This window comes from Halomonas sp. G15 (assembly GCF_021282295.1).
In the GTDB taxonomy this organism is placed as follows: domain Bacteria; phylum Pseudomonadota; class Gammaproteobacteria; order Pseudomonadales; family Halomonadaceae; genus Halomonas; species Halomonas alimentaria.
On record NZ_JAJSPA010000028.1, the window covers coordinates 1 to 19,756 of the forward strand.

The window sequence follows — 19,756 nt, forward strand, 5'->3', positions numbered from 1 at the left end:
CACTTTGGTCATCAACGTGACACCGCTCAGGACCATGACACAGGGCAGCGCTGTGCAGCTGCAGCCAAGGCCGAGACGATAACTTAAATCGGGACGTTTTCTGTCTTGACGATGGGGTCCACTTTAGAGGTCCTGCTCTTCGATTTGCCGTGAGCGCCCAGGCGCCGTCGGGTGTTGATTGTTGATCCGGTCATCAGTTGCGATATTATTAGCGTTAAAAATACATTTCTGTTTGTATATAAAAGGGGCCGCATGGTGCAGGTACGAGCCTGGGTATTGGGTGGGTTGCTGCTTGGATTGACGTCGCTTGTGCATGCGCAGCAACCGGCATCGGGGTTGCTGACGATTAAATCCGAGAACGACAGCTATTCCGTCTTCAGCGATTCGGATGGGCACTATACCAACGGGGTCGAAGCCATCTGGTCATTCGAACCCGAGGCGCAGCACTGGCTTCACCGGGTCGCCGCCATCCTACCGGGCTGGCGTGACAGCGGGCTGGATGGCGGGGCGTATCGTCTGACACACCAGATGTATACCCCCGAGGAGATCCGAATCCCCCGCCTGGTCGAGGACGACCGCCCCTATGCGGGCCTGTTGCTGGGCGGTATCTCGCTCTTCGATAACGTGCCACATGCTGGCTGGCGGGAAGCGCGAAGCCTCAACCTAGATGTTGGCCTGGTGGGGCCGGCCTCGGGGGCCGAGTTGCTCCAGCGCGAGTTCCACGAGGTCATCGCCGCGGACAAGCCGCGTGGCTGGGATCATCAGCTGAATAACGAGCCGGTGGTCAACCTGGCCTACAAGCACGCCTGGATCGATCGCGCTTCAGTGGCGGGGCTCGACCTGGAGTACGGTCCCCGGCTGGGCTTCGCGTTGGGGAACCTCTACACCTACGCCGCCTCGGGCCTCGGGTTGCGTCTCGGCTCCAACCTCGATGCCAGCTTCGGCATCCCGGCCATCGCCCCGGCCCAGGGCGGCTGGTCATACTTTCGACCCGACCAGGACTTCAACTGGAGTGCCTTCGCCTCTCTGGAGGGGCGCTACATAGCCCACAACCTGCTGCTCGACGGCAATACCTTCGAGGATAGCCACTCGGTGGATCGCGAGGAGTGGGTGGGGGATGCATTGATCGGCGTGACGCTCTCCTGGGATCGCTGGCAGCTCTCCCTGGCTCACGCCTGGCGCACCAAGGAATTTGCCTCCCAGAATGCCCACCACGCCTTCGGGTCGCTCACCCTGTCGCGCTGGTTCTGAACGGTCGCCATCGATAAGTCCGAAGCGGCGGTGTTGGCGTAAGCCCCTCACTGCAGCGAGCGACGCGGCCGCGACAGGGCGATCATCAGGAAGACGCCGCCCCTTGACGCCCATCGCCACGACGGCAAGCCTGGGGCTCCTGGCCATGACGGGAGGAGACAGATGGAGTCGAGTCTGCAGAGCTGCCTGGCCGCAGCCGGGCTGACGCCGAGAGGTGAGCTCGAGCCGCTCTCGGGTGGCGATATCGCCGCGGTCTATCGCCTGGCCACCGACCGTGGCGAGGTGGTGGTCAAGCGCGACGCCGCCGAGCGCCTGGCGGGTGAGGCCGATGGGCTGCGTGCCCTGGCTGCGGCAGGCTCGGGGCTGGTGGTGCCCGAGGTGCTGGCCGAAGGCGATGGCTGGCTGGTGATGGAGGCGCTTGAGGCGGCACCCGGTCGCCGTGATCCGGTGGCACTGGGCGAGGGATTGCGACGGTTGCATGAGGCTACCGGCGAGTCCCATGGCTGGCCTTGTGACAACGCCTGCGGGCGGACTCCCCAGCCCAATGCGCCGCTCTCCGATGGCCGTGCCTTCCAGCGCGAGCGTCGGCTGCTGCCGCTGGCCGAGGCGTGCCATGCGAAAGGTCTACTCGATCATCGATTGCGCACCCGGGTGGAGGCCATCGCCCACGGCCTGGAGGCATGGCTGCCTGACGCCCCGGCGAGCCTGGTGCATGGTGACCTGTGGTCAGGCAACGTACTCTTCACTCCGTCGGGACCCGCGCTGATCGACCCGGCGGTCTATCGCCACTACCCGGAGGTGGACCTGGCGATGCTGACCCTGTTCGGTGCACCGGGCGAGGCCTTCCTCGAGGCCTACTGGGATGGCGAGCCACCAGTGGAGTGGCCGCGCTGCGAGACGCTGTTCCAGCTCTACCCGCTGCTCAACCACCTGCTGCTGTTCGGCGGCGGCTATCGTGGAGCCGTGGAACGTGCGGTAGCGCGGCTGGAGGCCGGCATATCGTGAATGTTACTGCAGCGAGCGACGCAGGCGTGACAGGGCAATCACGAAGAAGCCGGCACCGATGGCGGCCAGGGCCAGCAGTTGGGGCCAGATAACCGCGACCCCGGCGCCGCGGAACAGCACCGCCTGGGCCAGTTGGATGAAGTGGGTGGTGGGGGCAGCGAGCATGATCTGCTGCACCAGCTCGGGCATGCTCTCGCGGGGTGTCATGCCACCGGAGAGGATCTGTAGCGGGATCAGCACCAGGATGATCAGCAGGCCCAGCTGAGGCATCGAACGGGCCAGGGTGCCGAACAGGATGCCCATGGAGGTGGTGGCGAAAAGGTGCAGAGCGGCGCCGAGCAGGAACAGTTCCACCGAGCCTCGCACCGGCACCTCCAGCCAGCCCTGGACTACCAGGCGCAGGGCCAGCGCCGAGGCGACCAGCACTACAGCGGCCATGGACCATACCTTGGCCAGCATAATCTCCAGTGGCGTGACCGGCATTACCAGCAGGTGCTCGATGGTGCCGTGCTCGCGTTCGCGGATCAGCGCAGCCCCGGTGAGGATGATCGACAGCATGGTGATCTGGTCGATCACCGAGTTGATCGCACCGAACCAGGCACGATCCAGGTTGGGGTTGTAGGCGGTGCGTATCACCGCCTCCACCGGCATGACCGGTTCGGCGCGGTGGCGGGCCAGGAACTCGACCACCTCGGCGTTCATGATCTGCTGTATATGGCCGGCGCCGGTAAAGGCCTGGGAGACCTGGGTGGCGTCGACGTTGAGCTGGATTTCGGCACCGCGCCCACCTAGCAGGTCGCGCTGGAAGTCGGGGGGAATGTCCAGGGTGAAGGTAAAGCGACCACTATCCATGCCAGTGTCCATCTGTTCCCGGGTAATTGATTCGGGGGGTAGGAAGTAGGGCATTTGCAGGGCGTCGATCAGCCGCCAGGAGAGGGCCGAGGCGTCTTCGTTCACCACCCCGACGGTGGCGCGATGCGGCGACTCGGGGACGGCCGTGGCGCTGGTATGGATATCCAGGCTGAAGGCATAGAGGATCAGCAGTACCATCGCCGGGTCCCCGGCCAGGCTGCGCAGCTCCTTGATCCCCAGCTGCAGGATATTGCCCAGTGATGGCATTTTATTTCTCCTGGTCGCGCAGGCCGGCCACGCTGGCCAGCGTCAGTAGCGGAATCGCCACCAGCAGCGGCACGAAGTAGGGCCACAGCTCGGTGAAGCCCAGGGCCTTGGAGAACACTCCCCGTGTGATGATCAGGAAGTGCGTGGTGGGGTAGGCCTGGCCGATCAGGGCACTGATGCCCTCCATGGCCGAGACCGGATGAAGCATCCCCGAGAATTGCACCGCTGGGATCAGGGTGAGAACCGCGGTGCCGAAGATGGCAGCTATCTGGCTGCGTAGTAGCGAGGAGATCAGCAGCCCCAGGCCGGTGGCACACAGCAGATAGAGTAGAGCGGCCAGGCCAAGGGTTGCCAGGCTGCCGCTCACCGGCACCCGAAAGACCCACACGGAAAGCGCCACCAGGGTAACGAAGTTGATCATGCCCATGGCCACGTAGGGCAGCTGCTTGCCGAGCAGGAACTCGGTACGGGTGACCGGCGTGACATAGAAGTTGGTGATCGACCCCATCTCCTTCTCGCGCACCACGCCGAGCGCGGTGAGCATGGCCGGAATCATCATCAGCAGTAGCGGAATCACCGCCGGCACCATGGCGGGCAGACTCTCCACGTCGGGGTTGTAGCGGTAGCGAAGGGCGATCTCCACGCCCGGGACTGCCACGGGAGCCCCCGACTCGCGAGCCAGGGTCTGCAGGTAGTTAGTGTGCAGGCCCAGGGCGTAGCCCTTGATGGTATCGGCTCGGGTGGGCATGGCCCCGTCGATCCAGAAGGCAATCTCGGGAGTCGCGCCGCGCTTGAGGTCTCGGCCGAAGCCGGGCGGGATCTCCACCGCCAGGCTGATATCGCCGCTGCGCATCCGAGACTCCATCTCGGCCTGGTTGGTCAGTGCCGGGCGCTCGGTGAAGTAGCGCGAACCGGACAGGTTGAGGACATAGGCCTGGCTGGTGGTGGTCTGGTCGTGGTCTAGGACCGCATAGTCGAGGTTCTCGACATCCAGGCTGATGCCGTAGCCGATGATGAACATCAGCAGCACGGTGCCAAACAGGGCCAGGATGCCGCGCAGCGGGTCGCGGCGCAGCTCCATGCTCTCCCGCCGGGCGTAGCTCATCAGGCGTTTGAGACTGAAGACCGGCGGGTCACGATGGGAGCCCGACGTCTCGGTTGCCTGGGGCGTGGCCTGCAGGTCGGCGGGAGGCTCATCGGAGGCCTCCTCCAGCCAGGCGATAAAGGCCTCCTCGAGGGTGTCGGTACCGCGCTCCTTGCGCAGCGCCTCGGGAGTGTCACAGGCCAGTACACGCCCCGCGTGCATCAGCGAGATCCGATCGCAGCGCTGAGCCTCGTTCATGAAGTGGGTGGAGATGAAGATGGTCACGCCCTCTTCACGCGAGAGCCTGACCAGTTCGCGCCAGAAGGCATCCCGGGCCACCGGGTCGACTCCGGAGGTAGGCTCGTCGAGGATCAGGATCTCGGGACGGTGCAGCACGGCCACGGCCAGGGAGAGCCGCTGCCGAATGCCCAGCGGCAGCCCACCCGACAGGCTGTCGGCAACCACTGTCAATGCGAAGCGCTCGAGCATCTCCTCGATACGCGCCTCGTGTTCAGCCTGGGGCAGATGGAAGAGCCGCGCGTGCAGGGCGAGGTTCTGGCGCACACTTAGCTCGCCATACAGGGAGAATGCCTGGGACATGTAGCCCACCCGGCGTCGGGTCGCCAGATCCCGGGGATCGACCCGCTGGCCGAACAGCTCGGCCTCGCCTTCGCTTGCCGGCAGCAGGCCGGTGAGCATCTTCATGGTGGTGCTCTTGCCGCAGCCGTTGGAGCCCAGGAAACCGAAGATCTCACCACGCTCGATGCGGAAGTCCACGCTGTCAACGGCGGTGAAGTGGCCGAAGCGCTTGGTCAGCCCGCGGGCCGCGATGGCGATGCTGTCGCTGGCGGTGCGTTGCGGGATGCTGATGGGGTGATGCTGGCGGCGCCTCGCCTCGGGCAGCAAGCCGATGAACGCGTTCTCCAGATCGTGCGTCCCGGTGCGTTCCAGTAACTCTGCAGGCGACCCGCTGGCCAGTGGCCGGCCGGCATCCATGGCGACCAGGTGATCGAAGTGCTGGGCCTCATCCATATAGGCGGTGGCAACGATCACGCTCATTTCCGGGCGCGCTCTGCGGATGCTTGCGATCAGCGCCCAGAACTGACTGCGTGATAGCGGGTCGACGCCGGTGGTGGGTTCGTCGAGGATCAGCAGGTCTGGGTCGTGGATCAGCGCACAGCACAGCCCCAGCTTCTGTTTCATGCCGCCGGAGAGCTTGGCCGCCGGTCGCTCAGTAAAGGAAGCCAGCCCCGTGGCGCGGGTCAGTGTCGCGATACGCCGATCCCGTTCGGCGCCATCCTGACCGAACAGCCTGCCGAAGAACTCGAGATTTTCGCGTACCGATAGGGTGGGGTAGAGGTTCCGACCCAGTCCCTGGGGCATATAGGCGATGCGCGGGCAAGTCAGGCGGCGGTGGTGGCCATCGCGCATGTCACCGCCGAGTACCACGATTCGACCCTGCTGCAGGCGTCGAGCCCCGGCGAGCAGCGCCAGCAGGCTGGACTTGCCCACCCCGTCGGGGCCGATCAGGCCGACCATCTGGCCGGCCGGAAGGTCCAGGCTGATATTGTCCAGGGCGAGGATTTCGCCGTAGCGCTGGGTTACCCCCGCGATGCTGGCGACCTGAGCTGCCTGCTGCGGACTCATGGCGTGACTCGGATCTCGAGGGTGTCGGGCCAGTTGGCTGCGTCGTCGAGCTTCAGGTAGGCCAGGCCCGGCAGCCCGGTCTTGACCTGTTCGATATGACGGCGCAACAGTTCGGGATCGATCCTGGCGCGCACGCGGAACATCAGCTTCTCTCGCTCGCTCTCGGTCTCCACGCTCTTGGGGGTGAACTGGGCGACGCTGGCCACGTAGCTGACACGCGCGGGGATCACGTATTCCGGCGCGGCGTCCAGCACCAGGCGGGCCTCGTCGCCGATGGCCACCCGGCCCGCCTCTCGGGTAGGCAGGAAGAAGGTCATGTAGACATTGGTGAGATCAACCAGGTTGAGCACCTTGCCCCCGGCCCCCAGCACCTCGCCGGGTTCGGTAATGCGGTACTGCACGCGGGCCAGGCGGTCCGCCGTCAGCACGCTGTCATCCAGGTCGGCCTGGATGCGCGTCAGGGTTGCTTCACTGGCCTCAACCTGGGACTGGGCCTCGATCACCTGGGATTCGGTGGCGCGGATGGCGGCACGGGCGGAGAGCACCTGGGCATTGGCCGAGGCCAGGGCCGCCTGCTGGCTCTGCCAGGCGGCCAGGGTGTCATCGAACTGTTGTCGCGAGATGGCATTACGGTCCACCAGGCTGGCGGCGCGCTCGTAGCGTTTGCGCGCCGCCTCGAGCTCGGCCTGGCGTTGGCTGACCACCGCCTGAGCGGCGCTCAGCTCGCTCTCGCGGAGTGCCACCATGGCCCGGGCCGTTTCCAGGGCATTCTCGGCGCGGCGCCTCTGGGCCCGGGCCTGGGCGAGCTCGGCCTCCAGGGTTGCGGTATCCATGCGGGCAACTGCTTGGCCGGGCTCGACGATCTCGCCTTCATCGACCAGTACCTCGGCAAGGCGACCGGGAAGCCGCGTGGCAACATCGATCTCGGTGGCTTCAATTCGGCCATTTCCCGATGTCAGGCCCGGATGCTCGGTTTCCGGCTGCAGCGCCCACCAGGCTACCCCTGCCAGCAAGGCAAGCGCTGCCATGACAAGGACCACCTTCAGCAAGCGCCCGGTAACGCGGTTGCCCATGCCGATTCTCCCCATTCCTGGAACTCCCTTGATGATACACGTTAACTCCCTTGATGATACACGTTATCCGCCGGAGGTGCCGTGAGCTATATCAAGGAGCTGTGGCATCCTGATGATCTACTGGTCCTCCAGAACCTCTATCGCCCAGCCTGTCAGAACTTCGGCGAGCTCATCGCTTGCCACACCGAAGGACATCACCGCCGCCTCGGGCGTGGCGTCGCTGGCCTCGGCCATGGTCTCGAAGCGGCGGCTGGCCAGCAGCTTGCGACTGGATTCGTCGATCAACTGGGCGTCCAGGCGCACCACGGCCCGGCGAGTATCGCCGTCGAGGCGCAGGTGAAAGGCGGCAATATGGCCGCTCAGGACCGCGTCGCTGCGTGCGTTGCTGTTATCGTCGATGACGCCGTCCAGGCGTCCCGCATGACGAAAGGCCTCGAGCAGTCGCTCCTGAAGGAGTCGTGGGGCATCGTCCCGCCAGCGCACGCCGGCCCAGGCCTCGTATTCGTCCGGGGCGGGCATCACCAGCAGCTGGTTGCCGCCGTGAGGCGCGCTGGCGGTAAGCGAATCGATGCGCAGGGTAGCGCTTGTGGTCGGGCCCGAGGCATCGATATCGGTACCCCCGGGCAGGGCGAACAGCCGCTGGGGCTCGCGCTCGGGCAGGATCGTGCAGCCGGCCGCAAGCACCAGCAGCAGGGCCAGCAGCGTGGGGGCAAGGTGGCGTGGGCTCATGGGCTGGACTCTCATGGCGTGTGCGTTCAAGGGGTGTACTTTCAAGGATCGTACTTTCAAGGGTCGTATTGGGGCAGCGGGTCGCGGCCCAGCAGGGCGTCGGCGGGGCTCTCCTCGAGGCGCCGCACCAGGCGGTTGAGGGCGCGCAGCGCGGCGTGCAGTTCCCGCATGGCAGGATCGAGCTCGCCGATGCCCTGCAGCCCCTGGGCGATATCCTGTTCGTGGTCGGCGGTCAGGCGGGCCAGCCGGCCGGCACCCTCTTCCAGGGAGGCCATGGCGCGTTCGGCGCGGCTCAGGGTGCGCTGGCCCTCCGCGTCGAGCAATCGGTCGGCACGCTCGCCAAGCCGGGCGTAGGTCGCAAGCGTCGCCTCGGCCTGGATCAGGGTGGCTTCGACGCGCTCGCCGAGGGCAGCCAGGTCGAGCTCGTCGCCGGAGAGGCGGGCGGTGGCCTGCTCCAGGTTGGCCAGGCTCCGCGACAGGTGCGCGACGTTGTCGTCGGAGAGCAGCTCGCTGGCGCCATCGAGCAGGCGATTGAAGCGGATCATCAGCTGTTCGCTGTTGCTGAGCAGCGAGCTCAGCGGCGAGGGGTCTGCCTGGATCAATGGCGGGTCGTCGCGGTCGCCCTCCAGGCGCTCGCTCTCCGGGGTTCCGCCGGAGAGCTGGATGTTCATGCTGCCGGTGATATTGGCCAGGGCCAGGCTGGCGCGGGTGTCGGCCTTGATGGGGATGTCGCCGTAGACGCGGATCAGCGCCCGCACCTGGCGAGGATCCTGGGGATCGAGGCGCAGTTCGACCACATTGCCTACCTCGATGCCGCTATAGTTCACGGCGTTGCCCTCCGCCAGTCCGCTGACGGCACGGTTGAAGCCGACCTCATACCAGGCATAGTCACGGTCGACACTGGACTTGCCGAGCCACAGCGCGAACAGCAGCGCGCCACCCAGGGCGAGCACGGTGAACAGGCCGATCAGCACATGGTGAGCGCGAGGCTCCATGGTCAACTCTCCTTGGCGGTGCGAGCGGCGCCTTCGGCCGCGCGGCCCCGTGGGCCGTGAAAGTAGTCGTGAATCCAGGCGTCCTCGGTGGCCGCCACGCTCTCGAGGCGACCGGCCACCAGCACGCGGCCCTGAGCCAGCACCGCCACCCGGTCGCAGGCCGTGTAGAGGGTGTCCAGGTCGTGGGTGACCAGGAACACGCTCAGGCCCAAGGCGTCGCGCAGGGTCAGCAGCAGCTGGTCGAAGGCCGCCGCGCCGATCGGGTCCAGGCCGGCGGTGGGTTCGTCCAGGAACAGCACCTCGGGGTCCAGCGCCAGGGCCCGGGCCAGGGCGGCGCGTTTGATCATGCCTCCGGAGAGCTCGGCGGGGTACTGGATCGCCGCCTTGGCGGGTAGTCCGGCCAGGGCGAGCTTGACCCGGGCCAGGCCCTCGGCATCGGTGCGGGAAAGCCCGATGTGCTCGATCAGCGGCAGGGCAACGTTTTCCTGCAGGGTCAGCGACGTGAACAGTGCCCCGCGCTGGAAGAGCACCCCGAAGCGGCGCTCCACCCGGGAGCGGTCCCGGGGCGAGAGACGCTGCAAGTCCTCGCCGAACACTTCGATGCGTCCGGCGCTGGGGCGGTGCAGCCCGACGATGCTGCGCAGCAGTACCGACTTGCCGGTGCCGGAGCCACCGACCACGCCGAGGACCTCGCCCGGGTAGAGGTCCAGGTCCAGCCCCTGGTGGACGACATGGCGACCGAAGCGGTTCTCCAGGTCGCGTACGCGAATCAGCGGTGGCGGCATCTCACTCACCAGCCCATCTCCATGCAGAACAGCGCCGCCAGCGCATCGAGCAGTATCACCATGAAGATGGACTGCACCACGCTGGAGGTGGTGTGCTCGCCCACCGACTGGGCGCTGCCGCTCACCTTGAAGCCCTCGAGGCAGCCGATCACCGCGACCACGAAGGCGAACAGCGGGGCCTTGCCGATGCCCACCAGGAAGTGCTGCACGGCGATATCCCGCTCGAGGATGGCGACAAACTGCACCGCCGAGATGTCCAGGGCCACCAGGCAGACCAGCGCCCCGCCGAGGATGCCGCTGAGCATGCCCACGAAGGTGAGAATCGGCAGCGTCAGCATCAATGCCAGCACCCGCGGCAGTACCAGCAGCTCCATGGGATCGAGGCCCAGGGTGCGGATGGCGTCGAGCTCCTCGTTGGCCTTCATGGCGCCGAGCTGGGCGGTGAAGGCGCTGGCGGTGCGACCGGCGAGCAGGATGGCGGCCAGCAGTACGCCGAACTCGCGCAGGAAAGCGAAGGCGACCAGGTTGACGGTGTAGATAGTAGCGCCGAAGTCGCGCAGCACCGTGGCGCCGAGGAAGGCCACCACCGCACCCACCAGGAAGGTGAGGAGGGCGACGATGGGCAGGGCATTGAGGCCGGTCTGGTGGACCTGGGCCACCACCGCGGTGGGCCGCCAGCGACGCGGGTGCCAGAGGGTGGCGGCCAGGGTGGCGAGGGTCAGGCCGATGAAGCCGAGCAGCTGGCGTTGCTGCTGCCAGAGGCCGTCGACCCGCTGGCCGGTCTCGGCCAGGAAATCACGCACCGGGCGTGCCGGCCGCAGTGCGGGAGGCGAGTGTCCCACCATGGCCTCACCCAGGGTACGCAGCAGGGCGCGACGGGGCGCAGGAAGCGCGGGAGCCCAGTCATCGATGGCGGCGAGTTGCTCGCTGCCGACCAGCTCCATCAGCAGGGTGGCACCGGCGGTATCCAGGTCAGCGATTTGCGAGAGATCGATGCCCAGCGAGGAGGGCTCGCGTATCTTCGCCAGGCCCTCGACCCGACGCTTCAGCGTGGCGTAGTGGGGGAGAATCCAGTCACCGCTGATGGCCAGGCGGTCGTCCTGCTGGTCGATGTGGCCCGGTTCGGTCATGGTCGAGGGGGAGCTCGCATTCGGCGTGTCACCAGATACTATCACTGCACACGCTTGTATGTAAGTTGGCCACGCCTTGTCGTCTCGCGAAGTCGGGGCGAGTGGGCTTGGATCTAGCAAGTGGTGGTTGCCGACGGGCGTGCAGGGATGGATCATACCGCAACGATCCACCGCCGGACAGGAGCGCTACCATCACGACACATCTCACCCTGGCCCGGGGTCTTGCGTGGCTGGGCCTGCTGGCGCTGCTCGGTGGCTGCTCGCTGCCCTCCCTCGAGGGTCGGCTCGAATCATCGGCGCTGGACGAGGAGCAGAGCCGCGCCACGCGGCTCGGCCAGGCCCTGGCGCCGCGGGTCGCTGAACATCCCGGCCTGAGCGGTATCCATCCCCTGGCCAGTCCCACCGATGCCTTCGCCGCCAGGATGGTCTTGGCCAAGGCGGCGGAGCGCACCCTGGATCTGCAGTACTATATTTGGCGTCCCGATATCACCGGCGTGCTGTTGCTGGAGGCGCTGCATGCGGCCGCCGACCGGGGGGTCAGGGTGCGCCTGCTGCTCGATGACAGCGGCACCGCGGGGATCGATGCGGAGCTGGCGGCGCTGGCCAGCCACCCCAATATCCAGATCCGGCTCTTCAACCCCTTCGTGGTGCGCTCCCCCAAGTGGCTCGGCTTCCTGACCGATTTCTCCCGGGCCAACCGGCGCATGCACAACAAGGCCTTCATCGCCGACAACCAGGTCTCGATCATCGGTGGGCGCAATATCGCCGACGAGTACTTCGCCGCCACCGAGGAGGTGCACTTCTCGGATCTGGATGTGCTGGCCGTCGGCGATGTGGTCGATGAGGTCTCCACGGACTTCGATCGTTACTGGCGCAGTGCCTCGGCCTATCCGGTGGCGCGCATCCTGTCGGGAGCCGACCCCGAAGGACTCGAGCGGCTCGCCAGGGCGGCCGACGAGGAGTCCCGTGATCCCGAGGCGGATCGCTACATGCAGGCCGTAGCGGAGACCGAGCTCGTGCAGAAGCTGGTCGCCGGAGAGCTCGAACTGGAGTGGAGCCCGGTTCACATGCTCAGCGATGATCCCGCCAAGGGGCTTGGGCAGGCGAGTGACGAGGGGCTGCTGTTCCATGAGCTGGAGCGCCTGCTCAGCGATGCCGAGGCCTCTGTGGCGCTGGTTTCCCCCTATTTCGTGCCCGCCGAGGCCGGCACGGCAGCCCTGGTTCGCCAGGCACGCCAGGGCATTCGGGTGCGGGTGCTGACCAATGCCCTGGAGGCCACCGATGTCATCGCCGTGCACGCCGGTTATGCCAAGCGGCGCAAGGCCCTGCTCGAAGCGGGAGTCAGGCTCTACGAGATGCACCGTGGCAGCAACCACCAGGGTGACGGGCTGAGGGCCGGCCCCTTCGGTAGTTCCGGGGCCAGCCTGCATGCCAAGACCTTCGCCGTGGATGGCGAGCGGGCGTTCGTGGGGTCGTTCAACTTCGATCCTCGCTCGGCCCACCTGAACACCGAGCTGGGGTTCATCATCGAGAGCCCGGCACTGGCTCGGCAGATCGATGCCACCTTCGAAACCGGGATCCCCTCCAGCGCCTACGAGGTGCGCCTGGATCGTGAGGGGGATCTCTACTGGATCGAGCAGCGCGATGGGCGGGTGATTCGCCACGACACGGAACCCAACACCGGCAGGTTGAAACGGCTGGGCGTCTTCCTGATCTCGCTGCTGCCCATCGAGTGGTTGCTATAGCTCTCGGCGCTGGGGAGTGTGGCACGCCAGGAAGTCGGCAATGGCGGTGACCTGGTCGTCGCGATCCAGGAAGGGGGCATGGCCGCAGCCGGCCGCCTCCAGGCTGACCAGGCCCGGCTGGGTTTCCGCCATGCGTTGCACCGTGTTGGCGGCGAGCAGCGGCGAGTGGGCGCCGCGAATCACCATCGCCGGACAGCCCAGGCTGGCCCAGTCGGCCCACAGGTCGCGGGGCGTGTCGTTGGCAAACTGTGCGGTGATGGCCGGGTCGTAATGGAAGCTCCAGCGTCCGTCCGGCAGGCGCCGGGCGCTCTCCAGGGCCAGGCGGCGCCAGCCGTCGTCATCGGCGATGCCGAAACCCGCGTAGTGATGGCGCAGCTCCGCCTCGAGGTCGCGGAAGCTCGTGAACTCGTGGGGACGTGAGAAGTACTCGCCCAGTTCGCTCAGCCCTGCCGGTTCGAGCTCGGGGCCGATGTCGTTGAGCACCAGGCGTGCGATGCGTGTGGCGGTGGCGGGCTCGGCGGCCAGGCGCAGGCCCAGCAGGCCGCCCATGGAGGTGCCCAGCCAGGCCACGCGTTCGAGGGCGAAGTGGTCGAGCAGCGCCACGGCGACCTCGGCATAGCGGGCGTAGGTGTAGTCGCGTTCGGGCCGGGGCGACCAGGTAGAGAGGCCGCGCCCCGGGGTATCCGGCGCCAGCACGCGCCACTCGGGCCCCAGGCGGCGGGCGAGGGCGGCGAAGTCGCCGCCGTGACGGGCGAGGCCGTGCCAGGCCACCAGGGTACGGGGCGCGTCGGGGTGCCAGACCCTTACCGCCACGTCGAGAGCGTCTACATTGATCCACTCAAGCTGCTGCATGCTGCGCCTCTGCCACCGGGGATACTACAATATGCCATATTGTTCCTCGATGATAAGGTGGAATCGATCCGCGAACATGCGACAATGTATGTATATCAACTTCCCATCGATCGAGGATGAGCCGATGACGTCACCCTGCCCGTCGCGTTGTGCCCGCCCTGCGCGAGTCCTGCGCCGTGCCCTGCTGCCGATGATGGTGGCTTCCGCCCTGGCGGCGCCCGCCCAGGCGGCGGACCTGCTGACCATCGCCCGGGACGCCCTGCAGAACAACGCCGAGCTGGCCTCGGCGCGCTCCCAGACCAGCGGCGTCGAGGCGGGGCGTGACGTGGAGCGGGCGGACCTGTTGCCCCAGGTCGAAGCTAGAGGCAGCGCCACACATAGTCGTGACTATGAAAATCAATCAAGTTCCAGGTCGGGCTCGGACTTTAGTGGGCTTACCGCTGAGCAGCAGCAGATTGCCGCAGCGCTTGCGAGTGGTACGTCCTCGCAAGATGACAACGTCAACAGTGTTGGGCTGGAGTTACGTGCTACCCAGGCGCTGTTCAACGCCATCGATAGCCGCCAGGTGGAGCGCAGCGAGCGCGAGATCGACCAGCAGCTCTATCGCCTGGCCGCCACCGAGCAGGGCGTGCTGATCAACGTCTCTACCGCCTACTTCGAGATCCTGCGCGCCCATGAGGTGCTGGAGGCGCGCCGCGCCCAGGAGCGCGCCATCAACCGCCAGCTCGAGCAGGCCCGTGAGCAGTTCGAGGTGGGCCTGATCGCCATCACCGAGGTGGAGGAGGCCAAGGCGGCCTTCGACCAGGCCAGGGCGATCCGTATCGCCGCCGAGAGCGACCTGCAGGTGCGCTTCGAGGCCCTCGAGCGGCTCACCGGCCAGCGCTACGAGAGCATCGACGCCCTGGGCGAGGCGCTCGCCATCGCGCCCCCGACGCCGACCGACCGCGGTGCCTGGGTCGAGCTGGCCATGCAGAACAATCCCCAGGTGCTGGCCAGCCAGGCCGGCATCGAGGTATCGCGCAGCGCGGTGGAGATCGCCCGCGCCGGGCGCCTGCCCCGGGTCAACGCCTTCGCCAACTACAGCTACGCGGACAGTGATGCAGATGGTGTAAGTGGTTATGACTCAAATAGTCAAATTGGTCTGGAGGCAACTTTGCCGCTCTACACCGGGGGCCGCACCAGCGCCTCGGTACGCCAGAACACCTATCTGCTGGAGTCCTCCCAGTATGACTTCGAGGACCAGCGTCGCAGCACCATCCAGGACGTACGCTCCAGCTATACCCGGGTGACCAACGACGTCTCCACGGTGGAGGCGCGCGCCCAGGCGGTGGTCTCCAACCAGAGCGCCCTGGATGCCACGCGCGCCGGCTACGAGGTGGGTACCCGCAATATCGTCGATGTGCTCAACGCCGAACAGAACCTATACAACGCCATCGCCGAGCTGGCCGGTGCTCGTTACGACTACGTGATCAACCTGCTGACCCTGCGCCAGCAAGCCGGCACCCTCGACGAGGAGGCCCTGGCCGAGGTCAACGCCTGGCTCGATGGCGGCAGCGTCGATTTCCAGCTGCCTGACGAGAGGGGCAGCGACCCGGTGATGGATATCGGCGAGCGCCCCACGCCCTAGCGGCAGGTATCGCGGACATTAGCCGCCTGGGCTTTGCTTAGGCGGCTAATATTTACATCCATACAAGAATGAATGTAAGATTCGTTCCAACTTGACGCCATAACGGGAACCCCACGCATGAAAACCGCATTCCGATTCGGCCGGGCGGGCCTTCTCGTCCTGGTCGCCGGCCTGTTCCTGGCCGCCTGTGGTCAGGACGAGGCACCTGCGCAGGCCCAGCAGGGCGGGCAGGAGAAGCCGCCGCACCCGGTCGAGGTGGCCGAGCTGTCCCGCCAGGATGTTGCCCTGGAGCGCTCCTATCCCTCGCTGCTGCGCAGCGACGACGAGGTCACCCTGGTGGCGCGCGTCACCGGTACCCTGGAGCAGCGCCACTTCGAACCCGGCGAGATGGTGGAGGAGGGGCAGGTGCTCTACTCCATCGAGCCGGATGTCTACCAGGCGGCGGTGAACCAGCGCGAGGCCGACCTGCAGAGCGCGCGTGCCGAATTCACCCGTGCCCAGCGCGATGCCCAGCGCTTCGAGCGCCTGCTCAGCCAGAACTCGGTGAGCCGCCAGCAATACGACCAGGCGCGTGCCGAACTGGGCGTCGCCCAGGCCGCCGTGGCCCAGGCCGAGGCGGCGCTGGCCAGTGCCCGGATCGATCTCGACTACGCCGAGGTCACCGCGCCGGTGTCGGGAATGATTAGCCTCTCCCGGGTCAACGTGGGTAACCTGGTGAGCAACGGCACCCAGCTTGCTACCATCACCCCGCTGGACCCGTTGGAAGTTCGTTTCCAGCTGCCCCAGCGCGATGCCTTCGAGCTGCGTCGCCAGTTGGATGACCTGGGTGCCATCGAGGAGATCCGCGCCGTGCTGCAGGTTCCCGGCCTGGACGGCGGCGATGGCGAGCCCCTCGTGGGTCGCCTGGACTTCCTCGGCTCCCGCGTGGAGGAGGCCACCAGCACGGTGCAGGCCAGTGCCACCTTCGCCAACCCCGAGGGTCGCGTGCTTCCCGGCCAGTTCGTGCGCGTCGGCCTGGAAGGGCTCAAGCGGTTCGATGTGCTGGCGGTGCCCGAGATCGCCATCGGCCAGGGCCTGATGGGCCCCCAGGTGTTCGTCCTCGACGAGGACGACGTGGCGCGCGCGCGCCCGGTCGACCTGGCCGAGGTGGCCGGTCCCTGGCAGATCCTGAGCGGCGGCGTGGAGCCCGGAGAGCGGGTGGTGGTCGGCGACCTGGCCGGCATCGAGCCGGGTGTCACCATCGACCCGCAGCCCTTTGATGGCGAGGCCGGCGAGATCGTTGAGGAGGTCGAGGAACAGGAACGGCAGGCCGAGCAGCAGGAGATGGAAGCGGCGGACGAGTCCGGGGCTCTCGCTGAGGACGCCGAGGACGACGCCTCATGAATTTCTCCAACTTCTTCATCAAGCGGCCGATCTTCGCCACGGTGCTGGCGATCATCCTGACGGTAATCGGGGTGGTCAGCATGCGGGTGCTGCCCATCGAGCAATACCCCAGCGTGGTGCCTCCCACCGTTTCCGTGACCGCCCGGTTCCCCGGGGCCGACGCCGAGACGGTGGCCCAGACGGTGGCGGCCCCCCTGGCGGAGGCGATCAACGGCGTCGAGGACATGCTCTACATGACCTCGAACAGTGCCGACAACGGCATGATGAGCCTCAACGTGGCCTTCGATATCGGCACCGATGGCGATATCAACACCATCAACGTCAACAACCGGGTGCAGGGGGCGCTGTCGCAGCTACCCGAGCAGGTGCAGGCCCAGGGCGTGACCGTGGAGTTGCGTTCCAGCTCGATCCTGATGCTGGTGGCGCTGATCTCGCCGGAAGGCGACTACGACAACGTCTACATGCAGAACTACGCCACCCTCAATATCCTCGACGAGCTGCGCCAGGTGCCCGGCGTCGGCGAGGCCGAGGTGCTGGGCGGCGGCGAGTTCGCCATGCGTATCTGGATGGACCCGGACAAGCTGGCCCAGTACGACCTGACGCCCACCGAGGTGGCCGCGGCCATTCGTGCCCAGAACACCGAGGTGCCGGCGGGCAGCCTGGCCGGCACGCCCCAGAGTGAGCCGCGCGCCTTCACCTATACCATCACCGCCGGCGGGCGCCTCAACAACGTCGACGACTTCCGCAACATCTTCCTGCGCACCAACCCCGACGGCTCGTCGCTGCGTCTGGATGACGTGGCGCGTATCGAGTTGGGGGCGTCATTCTACGGGGTCGACGCCGAGCTCAACGGCGCCACCATGACGCCGATCATCATCAACCAGCAGCCCGGGGCCAACGCCCTGGCGACGGCCCAGGCGGTCTACGACACCATGGCCGAGCTGGAGGGGCGCTTCCCGCCGGGGCTGGAGCAGGTGGTGCCTTATGACACCACCCTGTTCATCGACGCCTCCGTGGAAACCGTGTTCCACACCTTCATCGAAGCCTTCCTGATCGTCGGTGTGATTCTGTTTATCTTCCTGCAGAACTGGCGCTTCACGGTGATCGCCATGTCGGTGGTGCCGGTCTCGGTGCTGGCCACCTTCGCCGGCTTCTACATGTTCGGCTTCTCCATCAACCTGCTGACGCTGTTCGCCCTGGTGCTCTCCATCGGCATCGTGGTGGACGACGCGATATTGGTGGTGGAGAACGTCGAGCGGGTGCTCAGCGAGGACGAGGAGATCTCCGTTACCCAGGCCACCATCCGCGCCATGAAGGAGGTGGGAGGACCGATCATCGCCACCTCGCTGATCATGGCGGCGGTATTCGTGCCGGTGGCCTTCCTGGGCGGCTTCACGGGGCAGATCTACCAGCAGTTCGCGCTGACAGTGGCGATCTCGGTGGCCTTCTCGGCGCTGATGGCCTTGACCTTCACCCCGGCGCTGTCGGCGATCTTCATCAAGCACAAGCCGCAGATGGGCGAGTCGAAGCTGATGCGCGCGATCAACACGCCGCTGCGCCTCTTCGACAGCCTGTTCGCCGGCATCACCGCCGGCTACATGTGGGTGGTCAGGGCGCTGGTGCGCTTCTGGGGGCTGGCGCTGCTGCTCACCGGCCTGATGATCGGCGGCTCCTGGTGGCTCTATCAGGCGACGCCCTCGACCCTGGTGCCCGAGACCGACCAGGGGGTGGTGCTGGCCAGCGTTCAGCTGCCGGACTCCGCCTCACTGGCGCGCACCGAGGCCTATATGGCCGAGCTGAGCTCCCGGATCGAGGAGATCGAGGGGGTCGAGTACAGCTCCGCCGTGGCAGGCTACGACATCCTCTCCAGCGCGGTGAATACCGCCCGGGGCGTGATGTTCATCAATATGCTGCCCTGGGAGGAGCGCGAGCTGACCGCCGATGAACTGGTAGGCCGCATCATGCAGCTGGGCGCCGAGATTCCTGGCGGCTCGGCCATGGCCTTCAACGTGCCGCCGATCATGGGGCTCTCCACCACCGGCGGTTTCACCGGCTACCTGCAGTCCTTCGAGGGGGCCAGCTCCGAAGAGCTCTTCCAGGCCTCGGCCCAGGTGATGCAGGCGGCGGCCGAGCACCCGGCGCTGGAGCAAGTGTTCACCACCTTCAACGTCAACGTGCCGGGCTACCGTGCCGAGATCGACCAGCAGAAGGCGCTCAGCTACGGGGTGCCGCTGGAGGAGCTCAACGCCACCCTGTCGAATACCTTCGGCAACGGTTTCGTCAACTACTTCAGCTACCAGAACCGCAACTTCCAAGTCTACCTGCAGAACGAGGACGAGTTCCGCAAGACGCCGGATGACATGAGCAAGGTCTATGTGCGTGGCGGCAACGGCGAGCGTATCCCGCTCTCGGAGTTCGTGACCCTGGAGCGCCAGGCCAAGCCGGCGGTGGTGTCACGCTTCGGTGTCTATCTGGGGGCCCAGTTCCAGGGCGGCCCGGCCGAAGGCTACAGCTCCGGCCAGGCGATCGCTGCCATGGAGAAGATCGTCGAGGAGGAGCTCGGCGGCAACTGGGGCATGGGCTGGACCGGCACCGCCTACCAGGAGAGTCAGGTGGGCAGCACCGCCAGCCTGGCGATCATCTTCGGCCTGCTGATGGTGTTCCTGATCCTGGCCGCACAGTACGAGAGCTGGTCGCTGCCGCTGGCGGTACTGACGGCCACGCCCTTCGCCTTCCTGGGCTCCATCGGCGGTATCGCCCTGCGCGGGCTGGATACCAGCGTCTACGTGGAGATCGGCATGCTGGTGGTGGTGGGCCTGGCGGCCAAGAACGCCATCCTGATCGTCGAGTTCGCCGAGCTGCAGCGCAAGGAGCTGGGCAAGACGATCCGCGAGGCCGCCATCAGCGCCGCGGAGCTGCGCTTCCGTCCCATCGTGATGACCTCCGTGGCCTTTATCTTCGGCACCCTGCCGCTGGCGCTGGCTACCGGCGCCAGCGACGTCAGCAGCCACCACATCGGCACCACGGTGGCGGTGGGCATGGCCTCGGTGGCGATACTGGGCAGCTTCTTCGTGCCCACCTTCTACGCCATGATCGCCGCCATCTCCGACTGGCTGGGACGCAAGCTGCAAGGCAAGGAGACGCAGCGCCAGGCCCCGGCATCCGAACAGGGCTAGCCCTGCTCGCAGTCGGGCCAGCATGACAAGGGGCGCCTCACGGGAGGCGCCCCCTGTTGTCATGGGCCCTTGTGCGACGGGCCATGACGCAGGTCACGGGGGGCTCGCCACGGGACGCGGCGGATCGGCTATAGTGAGGAGCAGGAGTTGATTCG

Annotated in this window: 14 protein-coding genes; 6 read left to right on the forward strand and 8 right to left on the reverse strand. The window is 66.7% G+C overall.

Translation table 11 applies throughout. The annotated features are described in order from the left end of the window. Positions 1 to 252: 252 nt before the first annotated feature. A complete protein-coding gene (locus tag LWH48_RS12850; RefSeq protein WP_232912885.1) occupies positions 253 to 1,251 on the forward strand; it encodes a lipid A deacylase LpxR family protein in 999 nt (332 codons plus the stop codon). Positions 1,252 to 1,413: 162 nt separating this feature from the next. Further along, positions 1,414 to 2,256 (forward strand): fructosamine kinase family protein, encoded by an 843-nt coding sequence (locus tag LWH48_RS12855; RefSeq protein WP_232912886.1) that lies wholly within the window; start codon positions 1,414 to 1,416, stop codon positions 2,254 to 2,256. Positions 2,257 to 2,259: 3 nt separating this feature from the next. Here the strand turns inward: LWH48_RS12855 and LWH48_RS12860 are convergent, their stop codons facing one another. The 7 genes from LWH48_RS12860 to LWH48_RS12890 all read right to left on the reverse strand — a co-directional run bounded on the left by LWH48_RS12860 (position 2,260) and on the right by LWH48_RS12890 (position 10,818). Continuing rightward, positions 2,260 to 3,375 (reverse strand): ABC transporter permease, encoded by a 1,116-nt coding sequence (locus tag LWH48_RS12860; protein ID WP_232912887.1) that lies wholly within the window; start codon positions 3,373 to 3,375, stop codon positions 2,260 to 2,262. Between the two features lies 1 nt (position 3,376). Continuing rightward, positions 3,377 to 6,106, reverse strand: coding sequence for a ribosome-associated ATPase/putative transporter RbbA (gene rbbA / locus LWH48_RS12865; protein WP_232912888.1), 2,730 nt, complete (start codon positions 6,104 to 6,106; stop codon positions 3,377 to 3,379). Further along, on the reverse strand, positions 6,103 to 7,134 hold the full coding sequence (locus tag LWH48_RS12870) for an HlyD family efflux transporter periplasmic adaptor subunit (RefSeq protein WP_232912889.1): 1,032 nt from the start codon (positions 7,132 to 7,134) through the stop codon (positions 6,103 to 6,105). The genes rbbA and LWH48_RS12870 overlap by 4 nt, the downstream gene beginning before the upstream one ends. Before the next feature lie 162 nt (positions 7,135 to 7,296). Beyond that, positions 7,297 to 7,908, reverse strand: a complete 612-nt coding sequence (locus LWH48_RS12875; RefSeq protein ID WP_176760213.1) for an ABC-type transport auxiliary lipoprotein family protein — start codon at positions 7,906 to 7,908, stop codon at positions 7,297 to 7,299. 56 nt (positions 7,909 to 7,964) lie between these two features. Then, a complete protein-coding gene (locus LWH48_RS12880; RefSeq protein ID WP_023005165.1) occupies positions 7,965 to 8,903 on the reverse strand; it encodes an MlaD family protein in 939 nt (312 codons plus the stop codon). Positions 8,904 to 8,905: 2 nt separating this feature from the next. After that, positions 8,906 to 9,688, reverse strand: a complete 783-nt coding sequence (locus tag LWH48_RS12885) for an ABC transporter ATP-binding protein (protein ID WP_031217758.1) — start codon at positions 9,686 to 9,688, stop codon at positions 8,906 to 8,908. Positions 9,689 to 9,693: 5 nt separating this feature from the next. Further along, entirely contained in the window at positions 9,694 to 10,818 is a 1,125-nt protein-coding gene (locus LWH48_RS12890) for an ABC transporter permease (RefSeq protein ID WP_232912890.1), read from the reverse strand. A 107-nt stretch (positions 10,819 to 10,925) separates the two neighbouring features. On the opposite strand from LWH48_RS12890, the gene LWH48_RS12895 reads away from it, so the two are divergent. After that, positions 10,926 to 12,563 (forward strand): phospholipase D family protein, encoded by a 1,638-nt coding sequence (locus LWH48_RS12895; protein WP_232912891.1) that lies wholly within the window; start codon positions 10,926 to 10,928, stop codon positions 12,561 to 12,563. Here the strand turns inward: LWH48_RS12895 and LWH48_RS12900 are convergent. Then, positions 12,558 to 13,415 (reverse strand): alpha/beta fold hydrolase, encoded by an 858-nt coding sequence (locus LWH48_RS12900; RefSeq protein WP_232912892.1) that lies wholly within the window; start codon positions 13,413 to 13,415, stop codon positions 12,558 to 12,560. The two genes, LWH48_RS12895 and LWH48_RS12900, sit on opposite strands and share 6 nt — an antisense overlap. Before the next feature lie 124 nt (positions 13,416 to 13,539). Here LWH48_RS12900 and LWH48_RS12905 point away from each other — a divergent pair, with 124 nt between their 5' ends. From LWH48_RS12905 to LWH48_RS12915, 3 genes are all read left to right on the forward strand, one after another. Beyond that, positions 13,540 to 15,042: a TolC family outer membrane protein gene (locus tag LWH48_RS12905; RefSeq protein WP_232912893.1), complete on the forward strand. Its 1,503-nt coding sequence runs from the start codon at positions 13,540 to 13,542 to the stop codon at positions 15,040 to 15,042. A gap of 117 nt (positions 15,043 to 15,159) precedes the next feature. After that, the gene (locus tag LWH48_RS12910; protein WP_232912894.1) at positions 15,160 to 16,425 is read left to right on the forward strand and encodes an efflux RND transporter periplasmic adaptor subunit; all 1,266 of its coding nucleotides are present in this window, start codon (positions 15,160 to 15,162) and stop codon (positions 16,423 to 16,425) included. Beyond that, entirely contained in the window at positions 16,422 to 19,601 is a 3,180-nt protein-coding gene (locus LWH48_RS12915) for an efflux RND transporter permease subunit (protein WP_232912895.1), read from the forward strand. Before LWH48_RS12910 ends, LWH48_RS12915 begins: the two co-directional genes overlap by 4 nt. Positions 19,602 to 19,756: the final 155 nt, after the last annotated feature.